This window comes from Burkholderia sp. ABCPW 111 (genome assembly GCF_000773065.1).
Classification (GTDB): Bacteria; Pseudomonadota; Gammaproteobacteria; order Burkholderiales; family Burkholderiaceae; genus Burkholderia; species Burkholderia savannae.
On the sequence record NZ_JPWT01000052.1, the window covers coordinates 43,631 to 66,452 of the forward strand.

The window sequence follows — 22,822 nt, forward strand, 5'->3', positions numbered from 1 at the left end:
GAAAACTCGCGCCGCACGCCATTCGAATGATCGCCAAGACATGGAAAATGCCGATGGCGAGGTCTCGCCGAATATCGGTGAAATCGATGACGCGCGCATGGCGGCGCAAAAAATGCCGATCGCGCGCGCGGCGCATTCTTGCCCGTCGCGCGAATGCCGCACCGCACGATGCGATGCGCGGCTCGCGGACGTTGACGGCGGCTCGCGCGCGCGTGTCGAGTCCGCGCGGCTGTGCCGGGTGGGAACCGATTGCCTCGCGGCGCAATATTTGAAAGAATTCGGCACGCGGCGCCTCCGCGTTGTCGCATTGCCGAAAATGACGGGAATCACGCAAAATATCGGCATTCCAATACCCGCCGCGTATCGAGCGCATTCGCTCGATGCCCCCCAACCAGCAACACCGGCATAACGAAGCATAGGTATGAATTCATGACCGCCAGCGGGTTCAGCCCTGGCGCATCGCGCGATGCGTCCCGCACCGACCGGCGCGCCGCGCTCGTGGCCGTGGCCGTCGCCGCGCTGGGCATCGCCGCGTCGTACGGCGTCGCGCGCCTCGTGCTGCAGCAGGAGCGCGACGCCGCGCAGGCCCGTTTCGAGCGCCGCGCCGCACATGTGACGACAACCCTGCGCCAGGAGCTGCTGACCGCCACGACGGTGCTGCGCGGCGCGCGCGGCATGCTCGGCTCGAACGCGTCGCCCGCCGCCGGCGGCTGGGCGAACTATCAGGCGCAGCTCGATCTCGACCGTGCGCGCTCGCCGATCCGCTCGCTTGGCTTCATCGACGCGAAAGCGATCGTCGGCGCCGCGCAAGCGAGCGTCGATCCGCAGGCGCGCGCCGCGCTGCTGCGCGCGGCCGACTCCGGCCTCGCGACGCTCGACGCCCATGCGGCGCCGGCCGACGGCACGTACGCGCCGGACAACGGCGCCGGCACGCTCGCGCTCTACCTGCCCGTCTACGCCGCGAACGAAGCGCTGCCCGCCGCGGAGCGCCGCCGCGCCGACACGTCGGGCTTCTTGGTCGCGACGCTCGATCCGCGGCGGCTCGTCGAGCTGTCGACGTCGAACGATCGCGACATCGACCTGCGCCTGACGGCGGGCGAGCGCGGCGCGCTCGTCTACACGACCGATCGCGACGACGCCGGCGCGGACTCGTCGCATCCGCCGCTCACGCGAGCGGACCCGCTCAATTTCGGCGGCACGCCGCTCACCCTCGCCTACAAGACCGAGAACCGCTGGGCGGCGATCCGCTCGAACGCCGTCGCGACCACGGTGCTCGTCGCCGGCGCGGCCACCTCCGCGCTGTTCGCGGTGCTCGCGTATCTGCTCGTCGGCCGGCTCGGCGCGCGCAGCGAATACGCCGACGACAGCCCGCTCAACGAAGCGCGGATGATGGGCATCATCCGCTCGTCGATGGAAGCGATCATCACGGTGGACGACAGGCAGACCATCGTGATCTTCAATCCGGCCGCCGAGCGCGTGTTCGGTGTGTCCGCGATGGATGCGATCGGCTCGTCGCTGTCGCGCTTCATCCCCGAGCGCTTTCGCCCGGCGCACGCGAAGCACGTCGAGCAGTTCGGCGTGACGGGCGTGTCCGAGCGGCAGATGGGCCGCCAGCGCGTGCTGTTCGGGCTGCGCGAGAACGGCGAGGAGTTTCCGATCGAGGCGTCGATCTCGCAGATCCGCGACGGCTCCGGCAAGCTGTACACGGTGATGCTGCGCGACGTCACCGAGCGCGTGCGCGCCGAGAATGCGCTGCGCCAGTCGCGCGAGGAGCTGCGCGAGCTGTCCGCGAACCTGCAGAACGTGCGCGAGGAGGAGAAGACGCGAATCGCGCGCGAGCTGCACGACGATCTCGGTCAGCAGCTCACCGCGCTCAAGATGGACGTATCGGCAATCGCGATCGCACTCGCCCGCCATCGCGAGGAGCAAGCCGACGCGCAGCCGATCGCGGCCGTCGAGCAGCAGTTGCAAGGGATGCGGCGGCTCATCGATTCGACGGTTGCGTCGGTGCGGCGCATCGCGGCCGACCTGCGGCCCGTGATGCTCGACGATCTCGGTCTCGTGCCCGCGATCGAATGGCTCGCAAACGATTTCACGAATCGCTACGGGATCGACGTCGAGCGCCGGCTCGACACGGCCGACACGCGCTTCACGAACGCCGGCGCGACGACGCTGTTCCGGATCGTCCAGGAGGCGCTCACCAACGTCGCGCGCCACGCGGACGCGTCCCGCGTGGACCTCACGCTCGCGATCGACCAGGACTTGTGCCTGCTGCAGATCAAGGATGACGGCCGCGGCGTGCAGCCCGGCGAGCGTCGCGACAGGCACGGCGACAAGTCGTTCGGGCTCATCGGCATCCGCGAGCGCGCGCACATGCTGAGCGGCACCGTCACGATCGATTCCGTGCCCGGACAGGGCTTCTCGATCAAGGTCGCGCTGCCGCTCGCGGCGATCCGGCAACAGGACGCGCTCCTATGATCAAGGTCTTGATCGCGGACGATCACGCGCTCGTGCGCGACGGCCTGCGTCACATTCTCGGCAGCGCGACGGGCTTCGAGGTCGTCGGCGAGGCGTGCGACGGCATCTCGACCATCGAGCTGATGCGCTCGGCCGACGCGCAGGTGCTGGTGCTCGACCTGTCGATGCCGGGCCGCAACGGCATCGATCTCATCAAGCAGATCAAGGAGGAAAAGCCCGCGCTGCGCATCCTCGTGCTGACGATGCATGCGGAGCAGCAATACGCGTCGCGCGCGTTTCGCGCGGGCGCGTCCGGGTACATGACGAAGGAAAGCGCGAGCGCGGAGCTCGTCGGCGCGCTGACGAAGATCGCGGCGGGCGGCGTCTACGTGAGCCTCGCGATGGCCGAGCGGCTCGCGCAGAGCCTGAACGAGCCCGTCGAATCGCTGCCGCACCAGCGCTTGTCGGACCGCGAGTTCGACGTGTTCCGCCGGATCGCCGCCGGCGAGACGATCACCGAGATCGCGCAGGCGCTCGACGTGAGCGCGAAGACGGTCAGCACCTACAAGGCGCGCATCCTCGAGAAGATGCAGATGCCGCACGATGCGGCGCTCGTGCGCTACGCGCTGCGGCACAAGCTGTTCGACGACAGCGACGAAGTCTGATCGAGCGCGTCGCGACGGGCGGGCCGCGCGCGCCTGCGCCGCTCGCTCGTTCGTTCGTGCGCTTCCCGGCCCGCCTGCCGGCCGCGGGTTCGCCGCTTGCGTTCGCCCGCTATCGTCCTTACCGGGCGGCGCTCGTCGCCCGTGGCTGACCGATTCCGCCCGATTCGAATCGATTTGGCCCGATCTCGCCTGCCGTTGCGGCGGCGGCGCGCTTTCCACGAGCCGCCGCTCGACAACTCGACCGCTCGCCGCCCCGCGCCCTCCGCGCGATGCGCCACGGCCAGGCCGGCCGTGCCCTCGACGCCGGCCCCCTGAGCGCGCCGTTTCCGCCGCACGTTCCGCCTCCACCGCCCCGCGCCCCGGCGCCTGTCCGCATCCGCGCAATCCCTCGTAGGAATATCCCTACATCGAACCCGCCATTGCCTACCCCATTTTCACCCGGCGCTGATTTCGCGCCGCGCCCGGGCCGACCATACTGCCGGTCATGGATGCACGCGAGTCAACTCCTCCGCTGAGAGTCTTTCTCGCCGACTACGCGGCCCCGGTCAGAGATCGCCTTACGTCGCTGTTCGAGACGATCCTCGGGGTCGAGGTGGTCGGCGAGGCCGAGGACGCTCCGGCCGCGCTCGCGGGCATTCTCGAAACGGGCGCCGACGTCGCCGTCATCGAGCTGAGACTGACGGGCGGCAGCGGACTCGAGTTGATTTCGGCGCTGACGCGCGCCGCTCCGAAGGTGGTCAAGATCGTGCTGACCAACCTGTCCGGACCGGCATTTCGCGCGGCATGCAGCGACGCGGGAGCGGATTTCTTCTTCGACAAGACCGCCGACGTCGACGCCGCCTGCCGCACCGTGAGGACCCTGGCCAGCGCGCGTCGACCGCACGCAGCCGAATGACAGGAGCAGATCATGTTGCAAGCGCAAACGCAGAACGCCTTGACGCCCGCGGCGCAGCAGCGCGCGATGATAGCGGTGCGTGCGGCCGCGCGTGACGACGCGGCCAAGCGTCCGGCCACGCGCTGCTCGAACTGCGCGATGCGCAGCGTCTGCATGCCCGCCGACCTGACCGTCAACGAATTCGCAAAGCTCGACGCGCTGATCTGCTCGACGCGTCAGGTCAAGCGCGGCGACACGCTGTTCCGCACGCACGACACATTCCAGAGCATCTACGCGGTGCGCACCGGCTCGTTCAAGACGGTCGTCATGCATCGCGACGGCCAGGAGCACGTGACGGGCTTCCAGATCGTCGGCGAGACGATGGGCCTCGACGGCGTGTGCGCCGGCCGCCACAACAGCGACGCGGTCGCGCTCGAGGACAGCACCGTCTGCATCATTCCGTTCGCGCAGCTCGAAGTCGTGTGCCGCGACGTGAAGCCGATGCAGCATCACGTGCATCGCCTGATGAGCAGCGAGATCGTCCGCGAGTCGAGCCAGATGATGCTGCTCGGCACGATGACGGCCGACCAGCGCGTCGCCGCGTTCCTGCTCAACATCTCCGAGCGTTTCCAGAAGCGCGGCTACTCGGCCGCGGAATTCAACCTGCGGATGACGCGCGAGGAAATCGGCTGCTATCTGGGAATGAAGCTCGAGACCGTCAGCCGGATGTTGTCGAAGTTCCAGCGCGACAAGCTGATCGCGCCGCGCGGCAAGCAGATTCGCATCATCGATCCGGTCGGCCTCGCGCGCGTGTGACGCGCGGCGGCCACGCGGATCGCGGAACAATCGCTACGGGGAAAGAAAAAAGCTACGGGGATAGAAAAAAGACAGGCAGGCCGGACATCACGAGGAAGGCCCGGCGCACGCCGGGCCGCGACGGGGCCGAACCATACGGGGAGCAAACTGGCTGGCACGAGCAGAACGAGATCGAAAATCGACGGCTGAATACCCTACCTCGAAAGAGGCGCTTGAGGACGGCGTAGCGATACGGCCGTCCATTTTTTTTGCCAACGCCCGGCCGCTCGCGCCGGGCGTTTCGTCGCCGATGTGCGCCGCCTCGTCACTTCGCCGCGGCGCGTCCGTCGATCGGCGTCGCGCGCGCGTTACGAGCGCACCGGCAGCACGAGCGTCGACTGCTTGTTCGGATCGAACTCGAACGTCACGCCGAAGCGCTCGCCCGGATTGACGGGCGGCTGATACAGGCTGTCGTACGTGTCGAGCACGATGCCGATGTGGTGGCCCGCCGGCACGTCGTACGCGGTCGCCGAAAACTCGATCGGGAAATCGATCGTCGCGCCCGGGCTCGCCCAGTGCACGGTCCGCGCGCCGTGCGTGATCAGCTTGCCGAAGCCGAGCGCGTCGACGTCGTACAGGTACGCGACGACCTGCGCGCGCGCCTGCGACGGCGTCGCGCGCAGGTTCAGCTGCGCGATGCCGCGCAGATGCAGCGGCTGCGCGAGCGGCGCGCCCTCGTAGCGCACGCCCGTCGCGAGATTGACGGTGGCGAGCTGATTGACGACGGGCGCGCCGAGGCTCTCGCCGAACGTCGACAGCACCGGAATCGGGCCGCTCGTCGCGGTCGTGTCCGCGAAGTTCTGGATCAGATCGCCGCCCGCGGTGCGGTTCGGCCCGCTCTGCAGCGCGCCCGACACGCCCTTCTTGCACAGGCACGACAGATCCCAGCGCAGCGGGCCGCGCGGCGCGACGTACAGCGTCTGCGCCTGCACGTTGCTCGCGGGCCACGTGTCGAACGATTCGCGCGTGTTCGTGAACTTGATCTGCATCGACACCTTCGGCTCCGTGTCGACGCCGTTCTGCACGCCTTTCAGCCAGCGGTCGAACCAGCGGTGCGCCTGGTCGTACGGAACGTTCGGCGCGCCGACGAGCGCGCCCGGAATCTCGGCCTGCGCATGGATGCCCGGATTCAGCACGAGCTTTTTCGGCACCGTCAACTGCGAGAACAGCTTCAGCGACGAGTTCGGCGTGAACATGTCGTCTTCGAAATTCTTGCTGATGAAGACCGGCGCGCCGCGGCGGTTCAGCGCGTCGAGATACGTCGACGGCGAGCGCACCCGCGCCCACGCGATGATCTCGTCCGCCTTGGCCCGCGTCGTGTTCGGATCGAGCAGCGCCTTCACGTACTGGTCGACGATCGGATCGAGCCGCCCCGTCACCTTGCCGGACAGGAACAGCACCGCGCTCCACGTCGCGTTCGGCGACTGCGCGCCGTAGAGCTGATCGGCGAGATCGCCCCAGCCGGAGAGCACGGCCGCCGTCTTCAGCCGCTTGTCCTGCGCGAGCGCGAGGAGCGACAGCCCCGCGCCGTACGAAATGCCGCTCGCCGCGAGCTTGTCGGGATCGGCGGGCGTGTTCGCCGACACCCAGTCGAGCGCCGACGATACGTCCTTCACGTCCTGCGGGCTCGCGACCTCGACCTGCCCGCCCGACAGATAGAAGCCGCGCGCGGTGTACGCGAGCACGATGTAGCCGTCCTGCGCGAGCTTGCGCTGCTGGCCGAGATACTCGAAGAAATCGGCTGCGGCCCAGCTTGAGATCATCACGATCGCAGGAAACTTCTGGTCGGGGCTCGTGATCTTCGGCAAGAACACGTTCGCGGTGAGACGCGTGCCGTCCGTCGCCGTCACGGTCTGGTTGTTGACCCAGCAGGTGCCGTCCTTCGGCGAGCTCACGCCGGGAAACTGGAACGGCGTCGTGTAGACGGCCGCTTCGGCGGGCGTCGCGGGGCGGCAGGACACGCCCGCGTGAGCGAGCGAGGCGGCAAGCACCAGACTCCAGCCCCCAATGAAACGCGCAAGCTTCATGTATCTCCTCCAATTGCTCTTGGATCTTGTTCGGTCGGGTCGCGCCGCCGGCGGCCCGCTTGGCGGATTCCAGCGCGGCGCTGACTGATTGAGCCATTCGCCGAGCCGAGGGTCAAGGTGGGTGAAAGGTGCGAAAACGCCAACCGGCGGCGCGTGCGCGCCGCTTACCGTTTGAGCCGCGCAGAGGGTGTCCCATATCGCAATGCCGAGCCGCCGCCGCCGCGCTTCGTCGTCGTTTGAAACCGGTGCCCGCGTAAAAAATAAAGTAAACATTCGAAACGAAACGCCGAGTCGAATCGAAACACGGAAACGCGATGAAAACGAACATCCGGCGCATTTGGCGCATTCGGCGCGAGCCGGCCGCGTCGAATCGGGGCGGGGCGCCGCGCGAATCGTATGGCGCGGTGCAACGAAAACCTTGGTGACGACCTAATTCGCACGCGGCCGGCGAATCGCCGGGGCCGTATCCGAAATGAATGCGATTTCGAGAATTTTCTTCAAGCAGATCGCAATACCGATTTTCATGATTCAGCCAAAATCAAACAATTGGCCATTTTTTAAAAATAAATCGTCATTGATTAGAGAGGCCATACCATGAAGTTGCCGTCGACAAAAAATAACTGAACCTATACTGATTTCGAAATCGCAAAAAAATCTTGTAGAAAAAGCGTTTGCCCCACGACATCCGACAAACGGCGCGCTGCGGCTAGAGACCGCCATCGCAAGCGTGCTTCGTCAATTAGCGCACCGTCGCGCCCGGCGTGCGTTGAATCATTGCACTCGAAGCAGCTCCGCGCCGCCTTGGTCCGCCCATCCGGCGACATCGCTCGCGGGCGGCGCGTTGCGCACGCGACGCCGCGCCACACGACAAGCGTTCGCCGCCGCCCTCCGCGATCCGGCCCGCGCGCGCCGGAACCGCTCGCCACCGGAAGGAAACTGGCAACGGCACCGCATCTCGACGACAGGAGTTCGACATGCACTCACTGAAACTGAAAATCACCGAGACCGACACCACGCACGGCAACCGCCCGCGACAGCCGAACGACGACTTGCGCAAGAACTGGTGGCCCGTCGCTTACTCGCACGACGTGGGCTCGACGCTACCGCACGGCATCTCGCTATTCGGCGAGCCGCTCGCGCTGTTCCGCAACGCGAGCGGCCGCGTTCAATGCTTGCAGGACTTGTGCCCGCACAAATCGGTGCCGTTGTCGATCGGCACGGTCGAAGACGGACACATCGTCTGCCGCTACCATGGCTGGCAGTTCAACGGCGCCGGCCAATGCAGCCATCCGAGCGGCATGTCGAATCGCATGGACGCGTGCCGATACAGCTATCCGGCGCTCGACGACGGCCTGCTGATCTGGATCTATCCGGACGCGTCGGAGCCGATCCCGTTCGTACAGCCGCTCACGCGCCTCATCGGCGACGACGCGCCATTGCCGGCCTGCTTCAGGGCGGACGTGTTCGACTTCAACCAGCCGTGGGATCTGTGGACGGCGGGATTCCTCGACCTGCTGCACACGAGGCACGTGCACCGCAGAAGCGTGGCGGGCGAGCGGCATCAGAATCTGCGCTATCACTACGATCCGGAGCTCTCGCCGGCCGCGACGCTCGCGCAGCCGCACTTGAGCGAATGGTACGCGGTCCATATCTATCTGCTGATCGTCCCCACGCGTGAGCATTCGAACCGGCACTTCCTGATGATGATGCCTTCGTCGAAGAAGCTCGCCACGCCGCTCGCGAAGGTGATCTTCAATCTGACGACGCCGCGCAAGGCGTTCACGAGCGCGATCGCCTACGAGGATTTCTATGTCGCCGAAAAGCAGTTCGAGCGCTTGCAGCAAGGCGCGAGCCGCTTCGGCATCGGCGGCACATCGCAGTTGTCCGACAAGTTCGTCGCGTGGTACCGCGAGCACTACAACGACAAGGTCTGGTTCAAGCGTTATGGCCCGGAGGGCGTCGTGCTTGACGCGCTCGACAGCCTCGAAACCCGATTGACGCGCACGCAAAAGGACACCGCAGTCGAGATCGCGTCGATGCAAAGCGGGCTGCGCTGGAACGTTCGCGACATCGGCATGGAATCGCAACTGCCGCGGCCGTTCACATGGGGCAAGCGCAAGCCGGTTGAATTCGCGGTGCAGCGCTTGCGCGACTACGTCGGCATCGCGCTGCAGGGCAAGAAATGATTCGCGTGCGACGCTCGCCGCGCGGAGCAGTCCGGCCCGCGCGCATCGCGGGGCTCGCCGGGCCGCTCGCGCGCGGCCGATAGCGCGTCTTCTCGAATCGCCCGCGCGCCGCTCCGGCCCTGGGCCTCATCGATCGGCCAACGCGCGAGGCCGCCTCGGACGAATCGTCGCCGGTTCGCTCGCCGGCGGGCTAGCGCGCCGATCGGCGCGCGTCGGCCGGGGACGCGCGGCAGCCCCGAGGCGCGCCCCGGCGCGCGTTCCGCACAAGCCGCCGCGACGCCGTTTGCCGTTCCCGACACCATCCCCCACTCGAACAGGGAGATCGCCATGGCCCAATCACTCGACGTCGTGCTGACGGATTTCCGTTCCGAACAATTGTCGCCGCCGATGCCGCAGGCTCGATCGCTCGACTACATCGCATGGCTCATCGAGCAAAAGAGCGGCCGGGAATCGAGCCGCTTTGAAGTCGAACGCGACGATGTCGATGTCGGCGACGCCGTCCGGACCGATCTGTCGTCCTACATTCGCGATCGCGTCTGGCATTATGGCGTCGCGCCCGAGCACATCGGCCACCGGCAACTGCACGCGCTTCCCTCGTCGACCCGCTTGAACGGCGATCCGGACACGTGGGACCGTGCGGTCTTCAACGAAGTCGGCGTCGAGTCGCCGCGCGGGCGCGGGCTCGGCGAGCGCCTCGACTACTTCGCGGAAGTCGCCGACACATGTTTCGAGCGCTTCTACCAAAACGAGCGCGAGGCGCCGGACGACATCATCCATGTGAGCTGCTCCGGCTACCTGTCGCCGAGCGCCGCGCAAAAGCTCGTGTCGCGCAAGCGCTGGCTCTCGACGAACGTCACGCACTCGTACCACATGGGCTGCTACGGCGCGTTTCCGCCCGTTCACATGGCGTCCGGTTATCTGTCCGCCGCGCATTGCCTGCTGCCGAAACCGAAGCGCCGCGTCGACGTCGTGCACACCGAGCTGCTGTCGATCCACGGCGACTTTTCGGATCTGTCGAGCGGCAACCTCGTCACGCTCACCCTGTTCGCGGACGGGTTCATCAAGTATTCCGCGTATCGCGGCGACGAAGCGCGCCGCCGGCACAAGCGCGGGCTGCGCCTGCTCGCGGCGGAAACCGCGATCATCGAAGCGTCGACCCACGAGATGACCTGGAAGCCCGGCGAGCACAATTTCGAGATGTATCTGTCGCGACGCGTGCCGCTCTACATACGCGACGCGATCGCGCCGCTCTTCACGAAGCTGTGCGGCCAATGCGGAATCGACTTCGCGCGCGAGCGCAACGCGCTGCTCTACGCGATCCATCCCGGCGGGCCGAAGATTCTCGATCATATCGTCGCGAGCCTCGGCGTCGATCGCGCGCGGATGCACTGGAGCTGGGACGTGCTGAAGCAGTGCGGCAACATGTCGTCGGCGACTGTGCCGCACATCTGGCAGGCGATGCTCGGCGACGACGCGGTGCCCGTCGGCGGCAAGATCGTGTCGGTGGCGTTCGGACCGGGGCTCACCGCGACATCGCTGCTGTTCGAGAAGATCGACGGATGAGCGGCGCCGGCGCCGGGGTGCCCGTTGGCAGGTTCGTACGTGCGTCCGCGCGCGAAGCGCTGTCGCCCGCCCCGGCGAGTCCGCCGCAAACGCATGCGGGCGACGCCGCGAATCCGCTCAGCCGCCCGCGCCCCGCGCGTGCGCGAGCGCGCGCAGGTTGCCCTCGCCGAAGCCGTGATGCCCCTGCCGCTGGACGATCTCGAAGAAGATCTCGCCGGGCCGCCGCTTGACGAAGGTCTGGAAGAAAAGCTGCGGCACGCCGTCGTCGCCGATCTCGCCGTCGACCAGGATGCCGCGCGTGCGCAGCGCGTCGACGTCGATCCGGCAGCCGGGCAGCCGCGCGTCGATCTCGTCGTAATAGCGCGCCGGCGGCTCGACGAACTCCACGCCGTTCGCGACGAGCGCGTCGGTGCACGCGAGGATGTCGTCGGTCGCGAGCGCGATGTGCTGAACGCCCTCGCCCGGATGGTCGGGCAGGTATTCGTGCATCAGCTCGGTGCGCCGCGCGCCCTCCTCGTACACCGGAATCCGCACGTCGCCGCACGGCGACACCATTACCCGCGATTCCTCCGACACGTGCCAGTTCGCGTTGAGCTCGTGGATCTCGCGGAAATGCAGCAGATCGCGATAGAAATCGAGCCACTCCTGCATCCGGCCGCTGCCGACCGTCTGCGTCAGGTGGTCGACCTGCCGCAGGCCCGTGCCGACGTAGTCGAGGTCGGCCTGCGCGGTCGCGACGTCGATCGGGCGAAAATCGACGTCGAAGATCGAGATGTCGCCGACGCCGCCGCGCAGCCCGCCCCGCCCGCGCCAGCGGTCGACGAAATGGATGTGCGACGCGCCGATCCCCTGGATCGCCGGAATCGTCAGCTCGCCGACGCCGATCCGCTCGCCCTCGAACGCCCACGCACCGAGCTCGATCGCGCGGTCGAACGCGCGCTGCGCGTTGTCGACGCGGATGCCGATCGCGCAGACGCCCGTGCCGTATTCGTCCGCGTAGCGCGCGGCGAACGAGTCGGGCTCCGCGTTGACGAGGAAGTTCATGTGCCCCTGGCGGTACAGCGTGACCGCCTTGCTGACGTGGCGCGCGATCGCCTTGAAACCGAGCTGCCCGAGGCGTCGCGCGAGCGCGTCGGGCTCGCGCGACGCGAATTCGACGAACTCGAGTCCGGCCATCCCGAGTGGATTGTCGCCCGGCGGGCCGGTAAACGCGGGGGCGCTGGACGGGGAGCTGGCGGGGCTGGGCATCGGTGTCTCCTGGGCTGGCGGTAGATCTTACGCGACCTGCGATCGGCGCGGCTGTGCGCAATCGCGGCGGCGCGGCGCGACGGCGGGCGATCGTCGATTGCCGGACGGCGCCGGCAATTTTAACCAAATCGTTCACGATGCCAAGCGGTGTCGACGCGCGGCGCGCATCGGCCGCCCGCCCAGGGCCTGTTCACGCCGGCGACGGGCTTGCGCCGGCCTAGTGCAAACCCCGAAACCGTTCGATAATCGCACGCCTGCGTTCGATGATCGTTCATCATGACGTGCCGTTCCGTTGCTCCGAAGCCGCCGCCGCTCCTATGCTGCGTGTCAACCCGGCACGACGGCTTGCGCGAGCCGCGTCGGCCACGCCGCAGACGCGTCGCGGCCGCGGCGGCCATGCGCCGACGACAACAGGAGACAAGGAATGACCCCAGCATTTGACGCAGCCGGCGCGGTCGGCGCCGAACCCATCCACAAGAACCAGGCCCGCAAGGCCGCGATCGGCAGCTTCGTCGGCGCGGTCGTCGACTGGTACGACTTCCTGCTGTACGGCATCGTCGCCGCGCTCGTGTTCAACCACGCGTTCTTCCCGAACGTCGGCCCGACGATGGGCACGCTCGCCGCATTCGCGACGTTCGGCGTCGGGTTCCTGTTCCGGCCGCTCGGCGGCGTCGTGTTCGGCCACTACGGCGATCGGCTCGGCCGCAAGCGGATGCTTGTGCTGACCGTGATGCTGATGGGCTTGTCGACGGTCGCGATCGGCCTGCTGCCGAGTTTCGGCACGATCGGCTGGTGGGCGCCCGTGCTGCTCGTCGCGCTGCGCGCGGTGCAGGGCTTCGCGGTCGGCGGCGAATGGGGCGGCGCGGCGCTGATGGCGGTCGAAAGCGCGCCGCAGAAGCAAAAGGCGTTCTACAGCAGCGGCGTGCAGGTGGGCTACGGCGTCGGTCTCGTGCTCGCGACGGGCATCGTGTCGATCCTGAGCCACACGCTCGGCGACGCCGCGTTCCGCGCGTGGGGCTGGCGGCTGCCGTTCGTGTTCAGCATCGTGCTCGTGCTGATCGGCCTGTGGGTGCGCGCGAGCATGGACGAATCGCAGGAATTCGTCGAGAAGGTCGAGCACGGCCGCCGCAAGCTGAAGCTACCGGTGATCGAGGCGCTGACCCGCCATCCGAAGGCGTTCCTCTACATCGTCGCGCTGCGCCTCGCCGAGCTGTTCACGATGTACATCGTGACCGCGTTCGCGCTCAGCTATTCGACGTCGAACCTCGGCATGTCGCGCGACCTGTTCCTGAACATCGGCCTTCTCGTGGGCGCGATCAGCTGCGTGACGATCCCCTGCTTCGCGTGGCTCGCCGACCGCTTCGGGCTGCGCCGCGTCTACATCGTCGGCGCGCTCGTCGGGCTCGCGAGCGCGGTGCCGTTCTTCGTCGCGCTCGAGGCGCGCGCGACCGTCTGGATCGTGATCTTCTCGGTGATGCTCGCGAACGTCGCGCACGACATGGTCGTGAGCGTCCAGCAACCGCTCTTCACCGAGCTGTTCGGCGCCGAGTACCGCTACAGCGGCGCGGGCGTCGGCTATCAGTTCGCGAGCGTCGTCGGCGGCGGCTTCACGCCGTTCATCGCGGTCGCGCTCGTCAGCTTCGGCGGCGGCTCGTGGCACCTCGTCGCCGCGTATCTCGCGATCGGCTGCCTGATCTCGACGTTCGTCGCCGCGCGGATGCGCGCCGCCTGAGCGCCGACGGCCGAACGTGCATGAAAAGCGTCCGTGAAACGCCCATGAGCCGAGCATGAAGAAGACGCCGCTCGACAAGCGCGACTGGATCGCGGGCCTCGAAAAGGGCCTCGCGATCCTCGAGGCGTTCGACAGCCAGCACGCGCGGATGACGCCGACCCAGGCCGCCGCGCGCACCGGCCTGACGCGCACCGCCGCGCGCCGCTATCTGCTCACGCTCGAATCGCTCGGCTACGTGTACACGGACGGGCGGCTCTACGGGCTCACGCCGCGCGTGCTGCGGGTGGGCTGGTCGTACTTCGACTCGGCGCGGCTGCCGCGCACCGTGCAGCCGTATCTGCAGCAACTGAGCGCGACGCTCAACGAATCCGCGTACGTGAGCGTGCTCGACGAATGGGAGCTCGTCGTGATCGCGCGCAACGGCGTGTCGCGCGTGATGACGACGGGCTTCGTGCTCGGCGCGCGCGTGCCCGCGCCGCTGATCTCGCCGGGCGTCGTGCTGCTCGCGTACAAGGACGACCAGGACGCGGTGCGCGCGTGGCTCGACTCGACCGAGTTCCCGCCGTTCACGCCGCACACGCTGACGAACCAGTCGCGCCTGCAGGAGAAGATCGACCGCGCGCGCATCGACGGCTATGCGTTGATCGAGCAGCAGTTGCAGGTCGGCGTGCGCGGGATCGCGGTGCCGCTCAAGAACCGTCAGGGCGAGGTCGTCGCCGCGCTCAGCACCAACATGCCGATCGGCGGCGAAAGCGCCGAAGCCGCGCTCGAGCGCGTGCTGCCGCCCCTGCAGGAAACCGCGCTCGCGATGATGAACGTGCTGTGATGTGACGCGCGTGCGCGCCGGATGTCGCGGGCCGTGCGCCATGCACCGTGCGCCGTGAGTCGTGCACCGTGAGTCATGCGCCGTGAGTCATGCGCCATGGGTCGCGGGCCGAATGTCGCGCGCCGCCGAATGCCGGCTGCCGCGGCCGGAACGCGGCGCGCCGATCCGGCTGGCCGAGCCGTGCGCGCGGTTCGCCGGTCTGGGACGCCCGCTCGAAGGAGAGCCGACGACGAGGCCGGCGAATCATGGCGCGCGCGGCCCGGCCTTCGCGCCCGCCCGAAACGACGCGGGCCCGGCATCGCGCCGGGCCCGCCGATACCGCCGCCGTCACGGCGGCGATTCCCTCAACAGGAAAACGACCTCGCTTACTTCGCCTTCTCGGCCGTATCCGAGATCGCCTGGCCGCCCTTCGAAATGTCCTGGCCGACGCCCGCGATCGTGTTGCAGCCGGCAAGCGCGGCGGTCAGGATCAGCAGGGCGGCGGCAATCGCGCGGTTCATTCTCACTCTCCTTGTCAATGCGGGCGCTTGGCGTGCGACCGACGTATCCGAATCCGCCCGCGCCAAGGCGCGGGGACTGGTCCCGATTATACGGACGGGCCGCGCCGCACGGGGCAAAGCAATTGTTAAACGTGTTGCGGCTCGTACGGCGGCTTCGTGCGCCGCGCCGCCGTCCGTCATCCGTCATCCGTCATCCGTCAACTCGTTCGCATTTTCCGCTTGACTTCGGCCGCTGTCGACCTACCATACGCATCGCGTATATTTTAGAGAGCCGAGCCGACTGATGACCGTTCCTCAACAAGCGTTCCTGCGCGACGCGATGCGCCGCCTCAACATGACCCGCGACGCGTTCGCGAACCGCATCGGCATTAGCCGCCGCGCACTCGACACATGGCTTTTGCCCGACGATTCGCAGGAATCTCGCGGGATGCCAGAAATCGTCGAGCGCTTCGTCTCCGAGATCGTCGCGCGCCCGGAATCCGCCGAAGTCTATACGCATCGCGTAGATGCTCCGCCGCCGCTCGCAAGCCAGTTTCTGTTCGAAGGCAAGCCGCAACTGCTGTCGGTCGACCAGTTCTCGCGCGACTCGGTCGAGGCGCTCTTTCGGGTCGCCGACGTGATGCAGCCGATCGCCCGCCGCCGCAAGATTTCGCGCGTGCTCGAGGGCGCGGTGCTCGGCAATCTGTTCTTCGAGGCGAGCACGCGCACGCGCGTATCGTTCGGCGCCGCGTTCTGCCGGCTCGGCGGCTCGGTGTGCGACACGACGGGCTTCACGTTCTCGTCGATGGCGAAAGGCGAATCGATCTACGACACGAGCCGCGTGATGGCGGGCTACGTCGACGCGCTCGTGATCCGCCACCCCGAGCAAGGCTCCGTCGCCGAGTTCGCGCGCGCGATCAACCTGCCCGTGATCAACGGCGGCGACGGCCCCGGCGAGCATCCGAGCCAGGCGCTCCTCGACCTGTACACGATCCAGCGCGAATTCTCGCGGCTCGGCAAGATCGTCGACGGCGCGCACATCGCGCTCGTCGGCGATCTGAAGTACGGGCGCACCGTTCACTCGCTCGTCAAGCTGCTCGCGCTGTATCGCGGGCTCAAGTTCACGCTCGTGTCGCCGCCGACGCTCGAAATGCCCGCGTACATCGTCGATCAGATCTCGAAGAACGGCCACGTGGTCGAGGAGACGCACGACCTCGCGGCGGGCCTGAAGGGCGCGGACGTCGTCTACGCGACGCGAATCCAGAAGGAGCGCTTCACCGACGAATCGTTCGAAGGCTACACGCCGGATTTCCAGATCAACCAGGCGCTCGTCGACACCGCGTGCGGCCGCGACACGCTGATCATGCACCCGCTGCCGCGCGACAGCCGCCCGGGCGCGAACGACTTGTCGACCGACCTGAACCGCGACCCGCGCCTCGCGATCTTCCGCCAGACCGACAACGGGATTCCGGTGCGCATGGCGATCTTCGCGGTGCTGCTCGGCGTCGAGCATCTGGTCCAGCACTCGATGCGCGACGCGACCTGGCGCCCGCCCGCGTATCTCGGGCCCGAGGACGCGACGTTCCACGGAATCGACTGATTCCGGCGCGCAGGCGGGTTCGCGCCCGCCTGCGCGTAGTCAGCCGCTTGTTCCTTATCTTTCAATCAGATAGCCGGTTTTTCGGCGATTGCTCAAGAAAACGTAACAAGAACGCTTCTCATTTATAAAAATATTCACTAAAATGGCGCCCGAAAACAATTTGTAATATTCGGGTGGGGTGCGTCGCGCACCGGCGGTTGCTTCGCCCGATCGAGTCACATCTGGCGAGGAAATACCACTGATGAAGCCGCGTTCCGACGAGTTGAAGCTCGGAAAATTCACCACCCTTTGCGGCGTGCTCGCCGCGAGCCCTGCGTTCGCGCAGGACGCCGCGCCGCCCGCCGCGACCGCCGATCACGACAAGGAACTCGCGCCGATCCAAGTCAAGGGCGCCGCCGAGCACAGCTACAAGGCCGACTTTTCCTCGTCGGCGAAATTCACCGCTCCGCTCGTCGACACGCCGAAGTCCGTCACCGTGATCCCGCAGGCGCTGATCCAGAACAGCGGCGCAGCGACGCTCACCGAAGCGCTGCGCACGGTGCCCGGCATCACGTTCGGCGCGGGCGAAGGCGGCAACCCGCTCGGCGACCGCCCGTTCATCCGCGGCTACGACACACAAGGCAGCATCTTCGTCGACGGCATGCGCGACACGGGCGCGACGACGCGCGAGATCTTCAACACCGAGCGCGTCGAAATCACGAAAGGCTCGGACGGCGCGTACGGCGGCCGCGGCGGCGCGGGCGGCAGCGTCAATCTCGTCACGAAGGCGCCGCACCTCGGCACGACGGCCGAAGCGAGCGCGGGCATCGGCACCGACCGCTACCGCCGCTTCACCGCCGACGGCAACTGGCAGTTCGCCGATCACGCGGCGTTTCGCCTGAACCTGATGAGCCACAACAACGACGTCGCCGGCCGCGACGCCGTCAACAACGAGCGCTGGGGCGTCGCGCCGTCGATCGCGTTCGGTCTCGGCACGCCGACGCGCGTGACCGCGAGCTACTACCACCTGTCGACCGACGACCTGCCCGATAGCGGCATTCCGTACTTCTACACGAGCTCGAACAAGCCGGCGAACGTCGACACGATCTATCCGGCCAACGTCGACCGCCACAACTTCTACGGCCTGATCGACCGCGACTTCCGCAAGACGACGTCGGACATCAGCACGCTCAAGATCGAGCACGACATCACGCCGTCGCTGACGATCCGCAACACGACGCGCTACACGGAATCGACGCAGGACTACATCTGGACGCAGCCCGACGACAGCCAGGGCAACGTGATCAACGGCCGTGTCTGGCGGCGCAACAACAATCGCAACAGCTCGATCAACAGCATCGCGAACCTGACCGAGCTGTTCGGCGAATTCCGCACCGGCCCGTTCAAGCACAGCTTCACGACGGGCATCGAGCTGTCGCGCGAATGGGGCAAGCGCGACACGTACACCGTCGCGACGGGCACCGGCAAGATCTGCCAGCAAGGGATCGGCGCCGCGTCGGGCTACAACTGCACGAGCCTGTGGTCGCCGAACCCGAACGATCCGTGGACGGGCTCGATCACGCGCAACAACGACTACGCGCACGCGCGCACCGTCACGAAATCGATCTACGGCTTCGACACGATCGAGCTCAGCAAGCGTTGGCAGGTGAACGCCGGCGTGCGTCTCGACGACTACTCGACCCGCTTCACCGACACCCGCGCGAACGGCGGCAAGACCTACACGCGCGACGACACGCTCTTCAACTGGCAGCTCGGCCTCGTGTTCAAGCCCGCGCAGAACGGCAGCATCTATGCGTCGTACGCGACGTCGTCGACGCCCGCCGGCATGCTGCTCGGCGAAGGCTCGGAGACGCAGTCGCTCACGCCGGGCCGCGGCGGCGTCGGCTCGAACGCCGACCAGCTCGCGCCGGAGAAGAACCGCAGCATCGAACTCGGCACGAAGTGGAACGTGCTCGACGACAAGCTCTCGCTCACGGCCGCCCTCTTCCAGATCGACACGACGAACGCGCGCGTCACGCTGCCGAACGACCAGTACGCGATGGTCGGCGACAAGCGCGTGCAGGGGCTCGAACTCGGCTTCGCCGGGCAGCTCACGCGCGCGTGGCAGGTGTTCGGCGGCTACACGTACATGAAGAGCGAACTGCGCGACAACGGCAAGAACACCGCCGACAACGGCCACCAGTTCCCGCAGACGCCGAAGCACAGCTTCACGCTGTGGACGAACTACGACGTGACGCCGAAGCTCACGGTCGGCGGCGGCGCGTTCTACATGTCGAAGGTGTTCGGCGACACCGCGAACCTGCGCGCCGTGCCGTCGTACTGGCGCTTCGACGCGATGGCGCAGTACCGGATCAGCAAGAAGCTCGACGTCCGGCTGAACGTGAACAACCTGTTCAACCGCACGTACTTCGATCAGGCGTATCCGGCGCACTACGCGTCGATCGCGCCGGGCCGCTCGGCGTTCGTCACGCTGAACGCGCGCTACTGACGCGATGCGGCCGGTATCGTTGAAGGCGCTCGCATCGGCGTCGCGCGAGGATCTCGCCGGGGTCCTCGCCGGGCCGCCCGAGCGCGCGGCCGCGTGGGTCGCGGCGGCCGCGGAGAACGGGATCGTCGAGGCGCAGGCCGTCTACGGGCAATACCTGCTCGACGGCCGCGGCGTCGCACGCGACACCGCGGCCGCGCTCGAATGGTTCAAGCACGCGGCGCGCGCCGATCATCCGATGGCGATGAACATGGTCGGCCGCTGCTACGAGTTCGGCTGGGGAACGGCCGCGAGCGCGGCCGTCGCCGCGTACTGGTATCGCGAGGCCGCGCGCGCGGGGCTCGACTGGGGCATGTACAACTACGCGACGTTGCTCGCGCTCGGCAAAGGCGTCGACGAGGATCGCGCGGCCGCGCTCGAATGGTTCGAGAAGGCGGCGGCGCTCGGCCACGCGAAGTCGATCAACCTGATCGGCGGCTTCCATGAAGACGGCTGGGTCGTCGCGGCCGACCGCGACGCGGCCTTCGACTGCTACCGGCGCGCCGCCGCCGCGGGCGACTTCCGAGGCCAGTTCAACTATGCGCGCCTGCTCGGCGAGCGCGGCCGCGTGGCGGAGGCGCTCGAATGGCTCGCGCGGGTGCCGCGCACCGCGACGCCCGCGTTCGTCGCGAAGATGCGCGCGTATCTCGCGGCGTCGCCGATCGACGCGTTTCGTTCGATCGCCGCGCGGCAGGAGTTCGCGACATGATGCTTCACATTCCCGGCGTGCTGACGAAGGAGCAGGTCGCGCAATGCCGCGACGCGCTCGAGCTCGCCGACTGGACCGACGGCAATGCGACGTCCGGCGCGCAATCGGCGCTCGCGAAGCGCAACCAGCAACTGCCGGAGGGCTCGCCCGTCGCGCGCGCGGTCGGCGACGCGATCCAGGACGCGCTCGCGCGCAACGCGCTGTTCTTCTCGGCGGCGCTGCCGCTCAAGGTATTTCCGCCGCTCTTCAACCGCTACGCGGGCGGCGACGCGTTCGGCACGCATGTCGACAATGCGATCCGCCTGCTGCGCGGCACCGATTTCCGCGTGCGCAGCGACTTGTCGGCGACGCTCTTTCTCGAGGAGCCGGATGCGTACGACGGCGGCGAGCTGTGCGTCGAGGATACGTTCGGCGTCCACCGCGCGAAGCTGCCGGCGGGCGACATGGTGCTGTATCCGGCGTCGAGCCTGCATCACGTGACGCCCGTGACGCGCGGCGCGCGAATCGCGTCGTTTTTCTGGATTCAGAGCATGGTGCGCGACGACGCGGACCGCACCCTGCTGTTCCAGCTCGACACGCAGATTCAGCAATTGTCCGCGGACAAAGGCGGGCGCGATGCCAGCGTGATCGCGCTCACCGGGATTTATCACAATCTGCTGCGGCGGTGGGCCGATGCGTGACGCGTGAGGATTCGGGCGGCGTTCGGATGGGAGTCAGGAATTGCCATCGATCGCCGGCCGACATCGGATGCGGATCGGATGCGGATCGGGCGTGACGATTCCGCAGACGGTCGATTTGCGGCCGACGACCGGATAGCGCCGCTTGATCGCGGCTTGCCCTTTTCATTGTTTCGATCGGGCGAGGAAATACGCAATCACACGAAATTGCCGGCGTACGCGATTGGACGCCGGCCTGCGCGCCCGCGCACCGGGCCGCCGGCCAACCGCGCCGACGCAATCGGCATCGACGGCGGCACGCAATCGAGCCGATCGCGACGGCCGCCGCCGATTCACGCGTCAGCCGCCGAGGCGCGCCACGATGCTCGCGGCGTCCAGCACGCGCGCGTAGTCCATCGCGAGGTTGCTGAGCGACAGCGCATGGACATCCTCGGCGGCCCAGAGCCGCCCCGACAGGTCGCGCTGATCGAACGTGAAGCACGCGTCGCCCGCGACGATCGTGTCGAAGCCGAGATTGCCGGCCGAGCGCGCGGTCGATTCGACCGAGTTGTTCGTGATGACGCCCGCGATCACGAGCTGCGCGATCCCATGCTCGTGCAGCCAGCGTGCGAGCCCGGTTGCCGCAAACGCGTCGGGAACGTTCTTCTCGACCACGTGCTCGCGCGCGAGCGGCGAAAACGCGTCCTGAAACGCCGCGCCGGGTTGCCCCGGCCAGAACACCGATTCCGGCGACCGGGACACGTGCCGGACGTGCACGACCGGACGCCCGCTGCGCCTCCAGCTCGCCAGCAGCGCTTCGGCGTGCGACTCCGCGTCCGGATTGTTGCGGCGGCCGAGCTTCGGTTCGTGGATGCCTTTCTGCAAATCAATGAGCAGCAACGCGGCGCGGGCGGCAAGCAATGTGGATGCGTCCATGTGGAAAGCGAATCGATCGCGAAGATAAACCGAGCGACGATTGTATCGGCCATATCGGCCGCGTCGATAAACGGGATCGACAATGCGTCGCCGCCTGTTCTTGCTTGTCGTCGCCTGTTTTCGCTTGTCGTCGCCCGCCGTCGTATGTCGTCGTATGTCGTCGTATGTCGTCGTTTATCGTCGCCCTTCACCTCGGGCGCCGCCCATCTCGATGCCCGCCATCCCGGCGGACTTCGGCGGCATGCCGCCCGCACCCCGCCGCTCCCGTCCGAAGAAAGGGCTTCCCCGAACTTGCGCCCCGCCCGCGCCGCACCGCACAATCGCTGCACCTTCGCCACCGCATACCGCCATGACCCATGCGTCGCTCGCCTCTGGCGTGCTGCTGGCCGCGGGCCTCGGCACCCGCTTCGATCCCGGCGGCGTGCACAGCAAGCTGCTCGCGAAGCTGCCCGACGGCACGCCCGTCGCCGTCGCGGCCGCGCAACGGCTCGCCGCCGTGCTTCCCGATGTCGTCGCGGTCGTGCGCCCCGGCGCGGAGCGGCTCGCGCACCTGCTCAACGACGCCGGCTGCCAGGTGGTGTTCGCGCCGGACGCCGAGCGCGGCATGGGCGCGAGTCTCGCGGCCGGCGTGCGCGCGCGCGCCGAAAGCCCCGGCTGGATCGTCGCGCTCGCGGACATGCCGTGGATCGCGCCGTCGACGATCGAGGCCGTCGCGCGCGCGCTCGACGCCGGGCTCGCGTCGAGCGTCGCGCCCGTCTATCGCGGGCAGCGCGGCCATCCGGTCGGCTTCGCGAGCCGCCATTACGACGCGCTCGCCGCGCTCGACGGCGACATCGGCGCCCGCGCGCTGCTGACGGCCGCGCCGCCCGCGCTCGTCGACGTCGCCGATCCGGCCGTGCTGCGCGACGTCGACACGCGCGCCGACCTGCTCGCGCCGCCGCCGCACGACTGACGCCGCATCGCCCGGCAAACGCGCGCCCGATTGGCTATAACGGAAGACGAGACCCGGCGTGTGCCGCGCCGGTCCCGCTTTCACCGACACTTGCCGACTTCCATGACCGATCACACCACGCCGCTGCCGGAACCGCCCGCCGACCCCACTCGCGACCCCGAGGAAGACACGCTCGCGCCGCCGTCGCCCGGCCACCATCACCACGAGAATCCGCAAAAACCGGAAGAGCCGCCGAGCAAGGACCCGGTTTGACGCGCACGCGACGCGCCGACGCGCCGCGCACGCCCCGATCGTGCGCGCGGCTCGCGCCGCGAACCTGAGCGTCGGCGTTCGTTCGGCTTCGGCTTTCGGGCTCGCACGCCGGGTGCACGCGCGAGGATCGGAAGCGCGGATCGGGAGAGAGAATCGGGAAAGCGGCGCTGGAGCGAGCTTCGAGCACGGGGCCGGCGCGCAGGCTTCGGACGCGCGCAACGGCCCACGGCCGAAACCCCGCCCGATTCGTCCCGCGCCGCCGATTCGGCCGGCCACCCTGC

At 67.9% G+C, this 22,822-nt stretch carries 19 protein-coding genes; 15 read left to right on the plus strand and 4 right to left on the minus strand.

From position 1 onward, the window contains the following. Positions 1-40: 40 nt before the first annotated feature. The 5 genes from X946_RS35410 to X946_RS07495 all read left to right on the plus strand — a co-directional run bounded on the left by X946_RS35410 (position 41) and on the right by X946_RS07495 (position 4,812). Positions 41-409 (plus strand): hypothetical protein, encoded by a 369-nt coding sequence (locus tag X946_RS35410; protein WP_162483260.1) that lies wholly within the window; start codon positions 41-43, stop codon positions 407-409. Positions 410-429: 20 nt separating this feature from the next. Further along, positions 430-2,478, plus strand: coding sequence for a PAS domain S-box protein (locus X946_RS07480; RefSeq protein WP_038745411.1), 2,049 nt, complete (start codon positions 430-432; stop codon positions 2,476-2,478). Then, on the plus strand, positions 2,475-3,122 hold the full coding sequence (locus X946_RS07485) for a response regulator (protein WP_038745413.1): 648 nt from the start codon (positions 2,475-2,477) through the stop codon (positions 3,120-3,122). Before X946_RS07480 ends, X946_RS07485 begins: the two co-directional genes overlap by 4 nt. A 484-nt stretch (positions 3,123-3,606) precedes the next feature. After that, a complete protein-coding gene (locus tag X946_RS07490) occupies positions 3,607-4,017 on the plus strand; it encodes a response regulator (protein ID WP_038745415.1) in 411 nt (136 codons plus the stop codon). A 66-nt stretch (positions 4,018-4,083) separates the two neighbouring features. After that, entirely contained in the window at positions 4,084-4,812 is a 729-nt protein-coding gene (locus tag X946_RS07495) for a helix-turn-helix domain-containing protein (RefSeq protein WP_226377337.1), read from the plus strand. A gap of 347 nt (positions 4,813-5,159) precedes the next feature. Here X946_RS07495 and X946_RS07500 read toward each other — a convergent pair whose 3' ends face one another. Then, the gene (locus X946_RS07500) at positions 5,160-6,878 is read right to left on the minus strand and encodes a CocE/NonD family hydrolase (protein ID WP_038745419.1); all 1,719 of its coding nucleotides are present in this window, start codon (positions 6,876-6,878) and stop codon (positions 5,160-5,162) included. A 974-nt stretch (positions 6,879-7,852) separates the two neighbouring features. On the opposite strand from X946_RS07500, the gene X946_RS07505 reads away from it, so the two are divergent. Both X946_RS07505 and X946_RS07510 read left to right on the plus strand, forming a co-directional pair. Next, complete coding sequence (locus X946_RS07505) at positions 7,853-9,064, plus strand: Rieske 2Fe-2S domain-containing protein (protein ID WP_038745421.1); 1,212 nt, start codon at positions 7,853-7,855, stop codon at positions 9,062-9,064. A 327-nt stretch (positions 9,065-9,391) separates the two neighbouring features. Continuing rightward, positions 9,392-10,627 carry a 3-oxoacyl-[acyl-carrier-protein] synthase III C-terminal domain-containing protein gene (locus tag X946_RS07510; RefSeq protein WP_038745423.1) on the plus strand — a complete coding sequence of 412 codons (1,236 nt, stop codon included), beginning with the start codon at positions 9,392-9,394 and terminating at the stop codon, positions 10,625-10,627. A gap of 117 nt (positions 10,628-10,744) precedes the next feature. Here the strand turns inward: X946_RS07510 and X946_RS07515 are convergent, their stop codons facing one another. Then, positions 10,745-11,875, minus strand: a complete 1,131-nt coding sequence (locus tag X946_RS07515) for a 4-hydroxyphenylpyruvate dioxygenase family protein (protein WP_052145028.1) — start codon at positions 11,873-11,875, stop codon at positions 10,745-10,747. A 424-nt stretch (positions 11,876-12,299) separates the two neighbouring features. Between X946_RS07515 and shiA the strand changes: the two genes are divergently transcribed. Both shiA and X946_RS07525 read left to right on the plus strand, forming a co-directional pair. Next, a complete protein-coding gene (shiA, locus tag X946_RS07520) occupies positions 12,300-13,607 on the plus strand; it encodes a shikimate transporter (RefSeq protein WP_038745427.1) in 1,308 nt (435 codons plus the stop codon). A gap of 55 nt (positions 13,608-13,662) precedes the next feature. Beyond that, positions 13,663-14,433 (plus strand): IclR family transcriptional regulator domain-containing protein, encoded by a 771-nt coding sequence (locus X946_RS07525; protein ID WP_038745429.1) that lies wholly within the window; start codon positions 13,663-13,665, stop codon positions 14,431-14,433. A 365-nt stretch (positions 14,434-14,798) separates the two neighbouring features. On the opposite strand, the gene X946_RS07530 is transcribed toward X946_RS07525, so the two are convergent. Then, positions 14,799-14,933, minus strand: coding sequence for an entericidin A/B family lipoprotein (locus X946_RS07530; RefSeq protein WP_010109044.1), 135 nt, complete (start codon positions 14,931-14,933; stop codon positions 14,799-14,801). A gap of 283 nt (positions 14,934-15,216) precedes the next feature. On the opposite strand from X946_RS07530, the gene X946_RS07535 reads away from it, so the two are divergent. The 4 genes from X946_RS07535 to X946_RS07550 all read left to right on the plus strand — a co-directional run bounded on the left by X946_RS07535 (position 15,217) and on the right by X946_RS07550 (position 20,425). Next, positions 15,217-16,512 carry an aspartate carbamoyltransferase gene (locus X946_RS07535; RefSeq protein ID WP_038745432.1) on the plus strand — a complete coding sequence of 432 codons (1,296 nt, stop codon included), beginning with the start codon at positions 15,217-15,219 and terminating at the stop codon, positions 16,510-16,512. 241 nt (positions 16,513-16,753) lie between these two features. Next, positions 16,754-19,000 carry a TonB-dependent receptor gene (locus X946_RS07540; RefSeq protein WP_038745435.1) on the plus strand — a complete coding sequence of 749 codons (2,247 nt, stop codon included), beginning with the start codon at positions 16,754-16,756 and terminating at the stop codon, positions 18,998-19,000. A gap of 4 nt (positions 19,001-19,004) precedes the next feature. Further along, positions 19,005-19,745 (plus strand): tetratricopeptide repeat protein, encoded by a 741-nt coding sequence (locus X946_RS07545; RefSeq protein ID WP_038745437.1) that lies wholly within the window; start codon positions 19,005-19,007, stop codon positions 19,743-19,745. Beyond that, entirely contained in the window at positions 19,742-20,425 is a 684-nt protein-coding gene (locus X946_RS07550) for a Fe2+-dependent dioxygenase (protein WP_038745440.1), read from the plus strand. The genes X946_RS07545 and X946_RS07550 overlap by 4 nt, the downstream gene beginning before the upstream one ends. A gap of 336 nt (positions 20,426-20,761) precedes the next feature. Here the strand turns inward: X946_RS07550 and X946_RS07555 are convergent, their stop codons facing one another. Continuing rightward, complete coding sequence (locus X946_RS07555) at positions 20,762-21,337, minus strand: cysteine hydrolase family protein (RefSeq protein WP_038745443.1); 576 nt, start codon at positions 21,335-21,337, stop codon at positions 20,762-20,764. A gap of 349 nt (positions 21,338-21,686) precedes the next feature. On the opposite strand from X946_RS07555, the gene X946_RS07560 reads away from it, so the two are divergent. Further along, positions 21,687-22,289 carry a nucleotidyltransferase family protein gene (locus X946_RS07560; protein WP_038745446.1) on the plus strand — a complete coding sequence of 201 codons (603 nt, stop codon included), beginning with the start codon at positions 21,687-21,689 and terminating at the stop codon, positions 22,287-22,289. 102 nt (positions 22,290-22,391) lie between these two features. Beyond that, complete coding sequence (locus X946_RS35625) at positions 22,392-22,541, plus strand: hypothetical protein (protein WP_162836169.1); 150 nt, start codon at positions 22,392-22,394, stop codon at positions 22,539-22,541. The last annotated feature ends 281 nt before the right edge of the window (positions 22,542-22,822 follow it).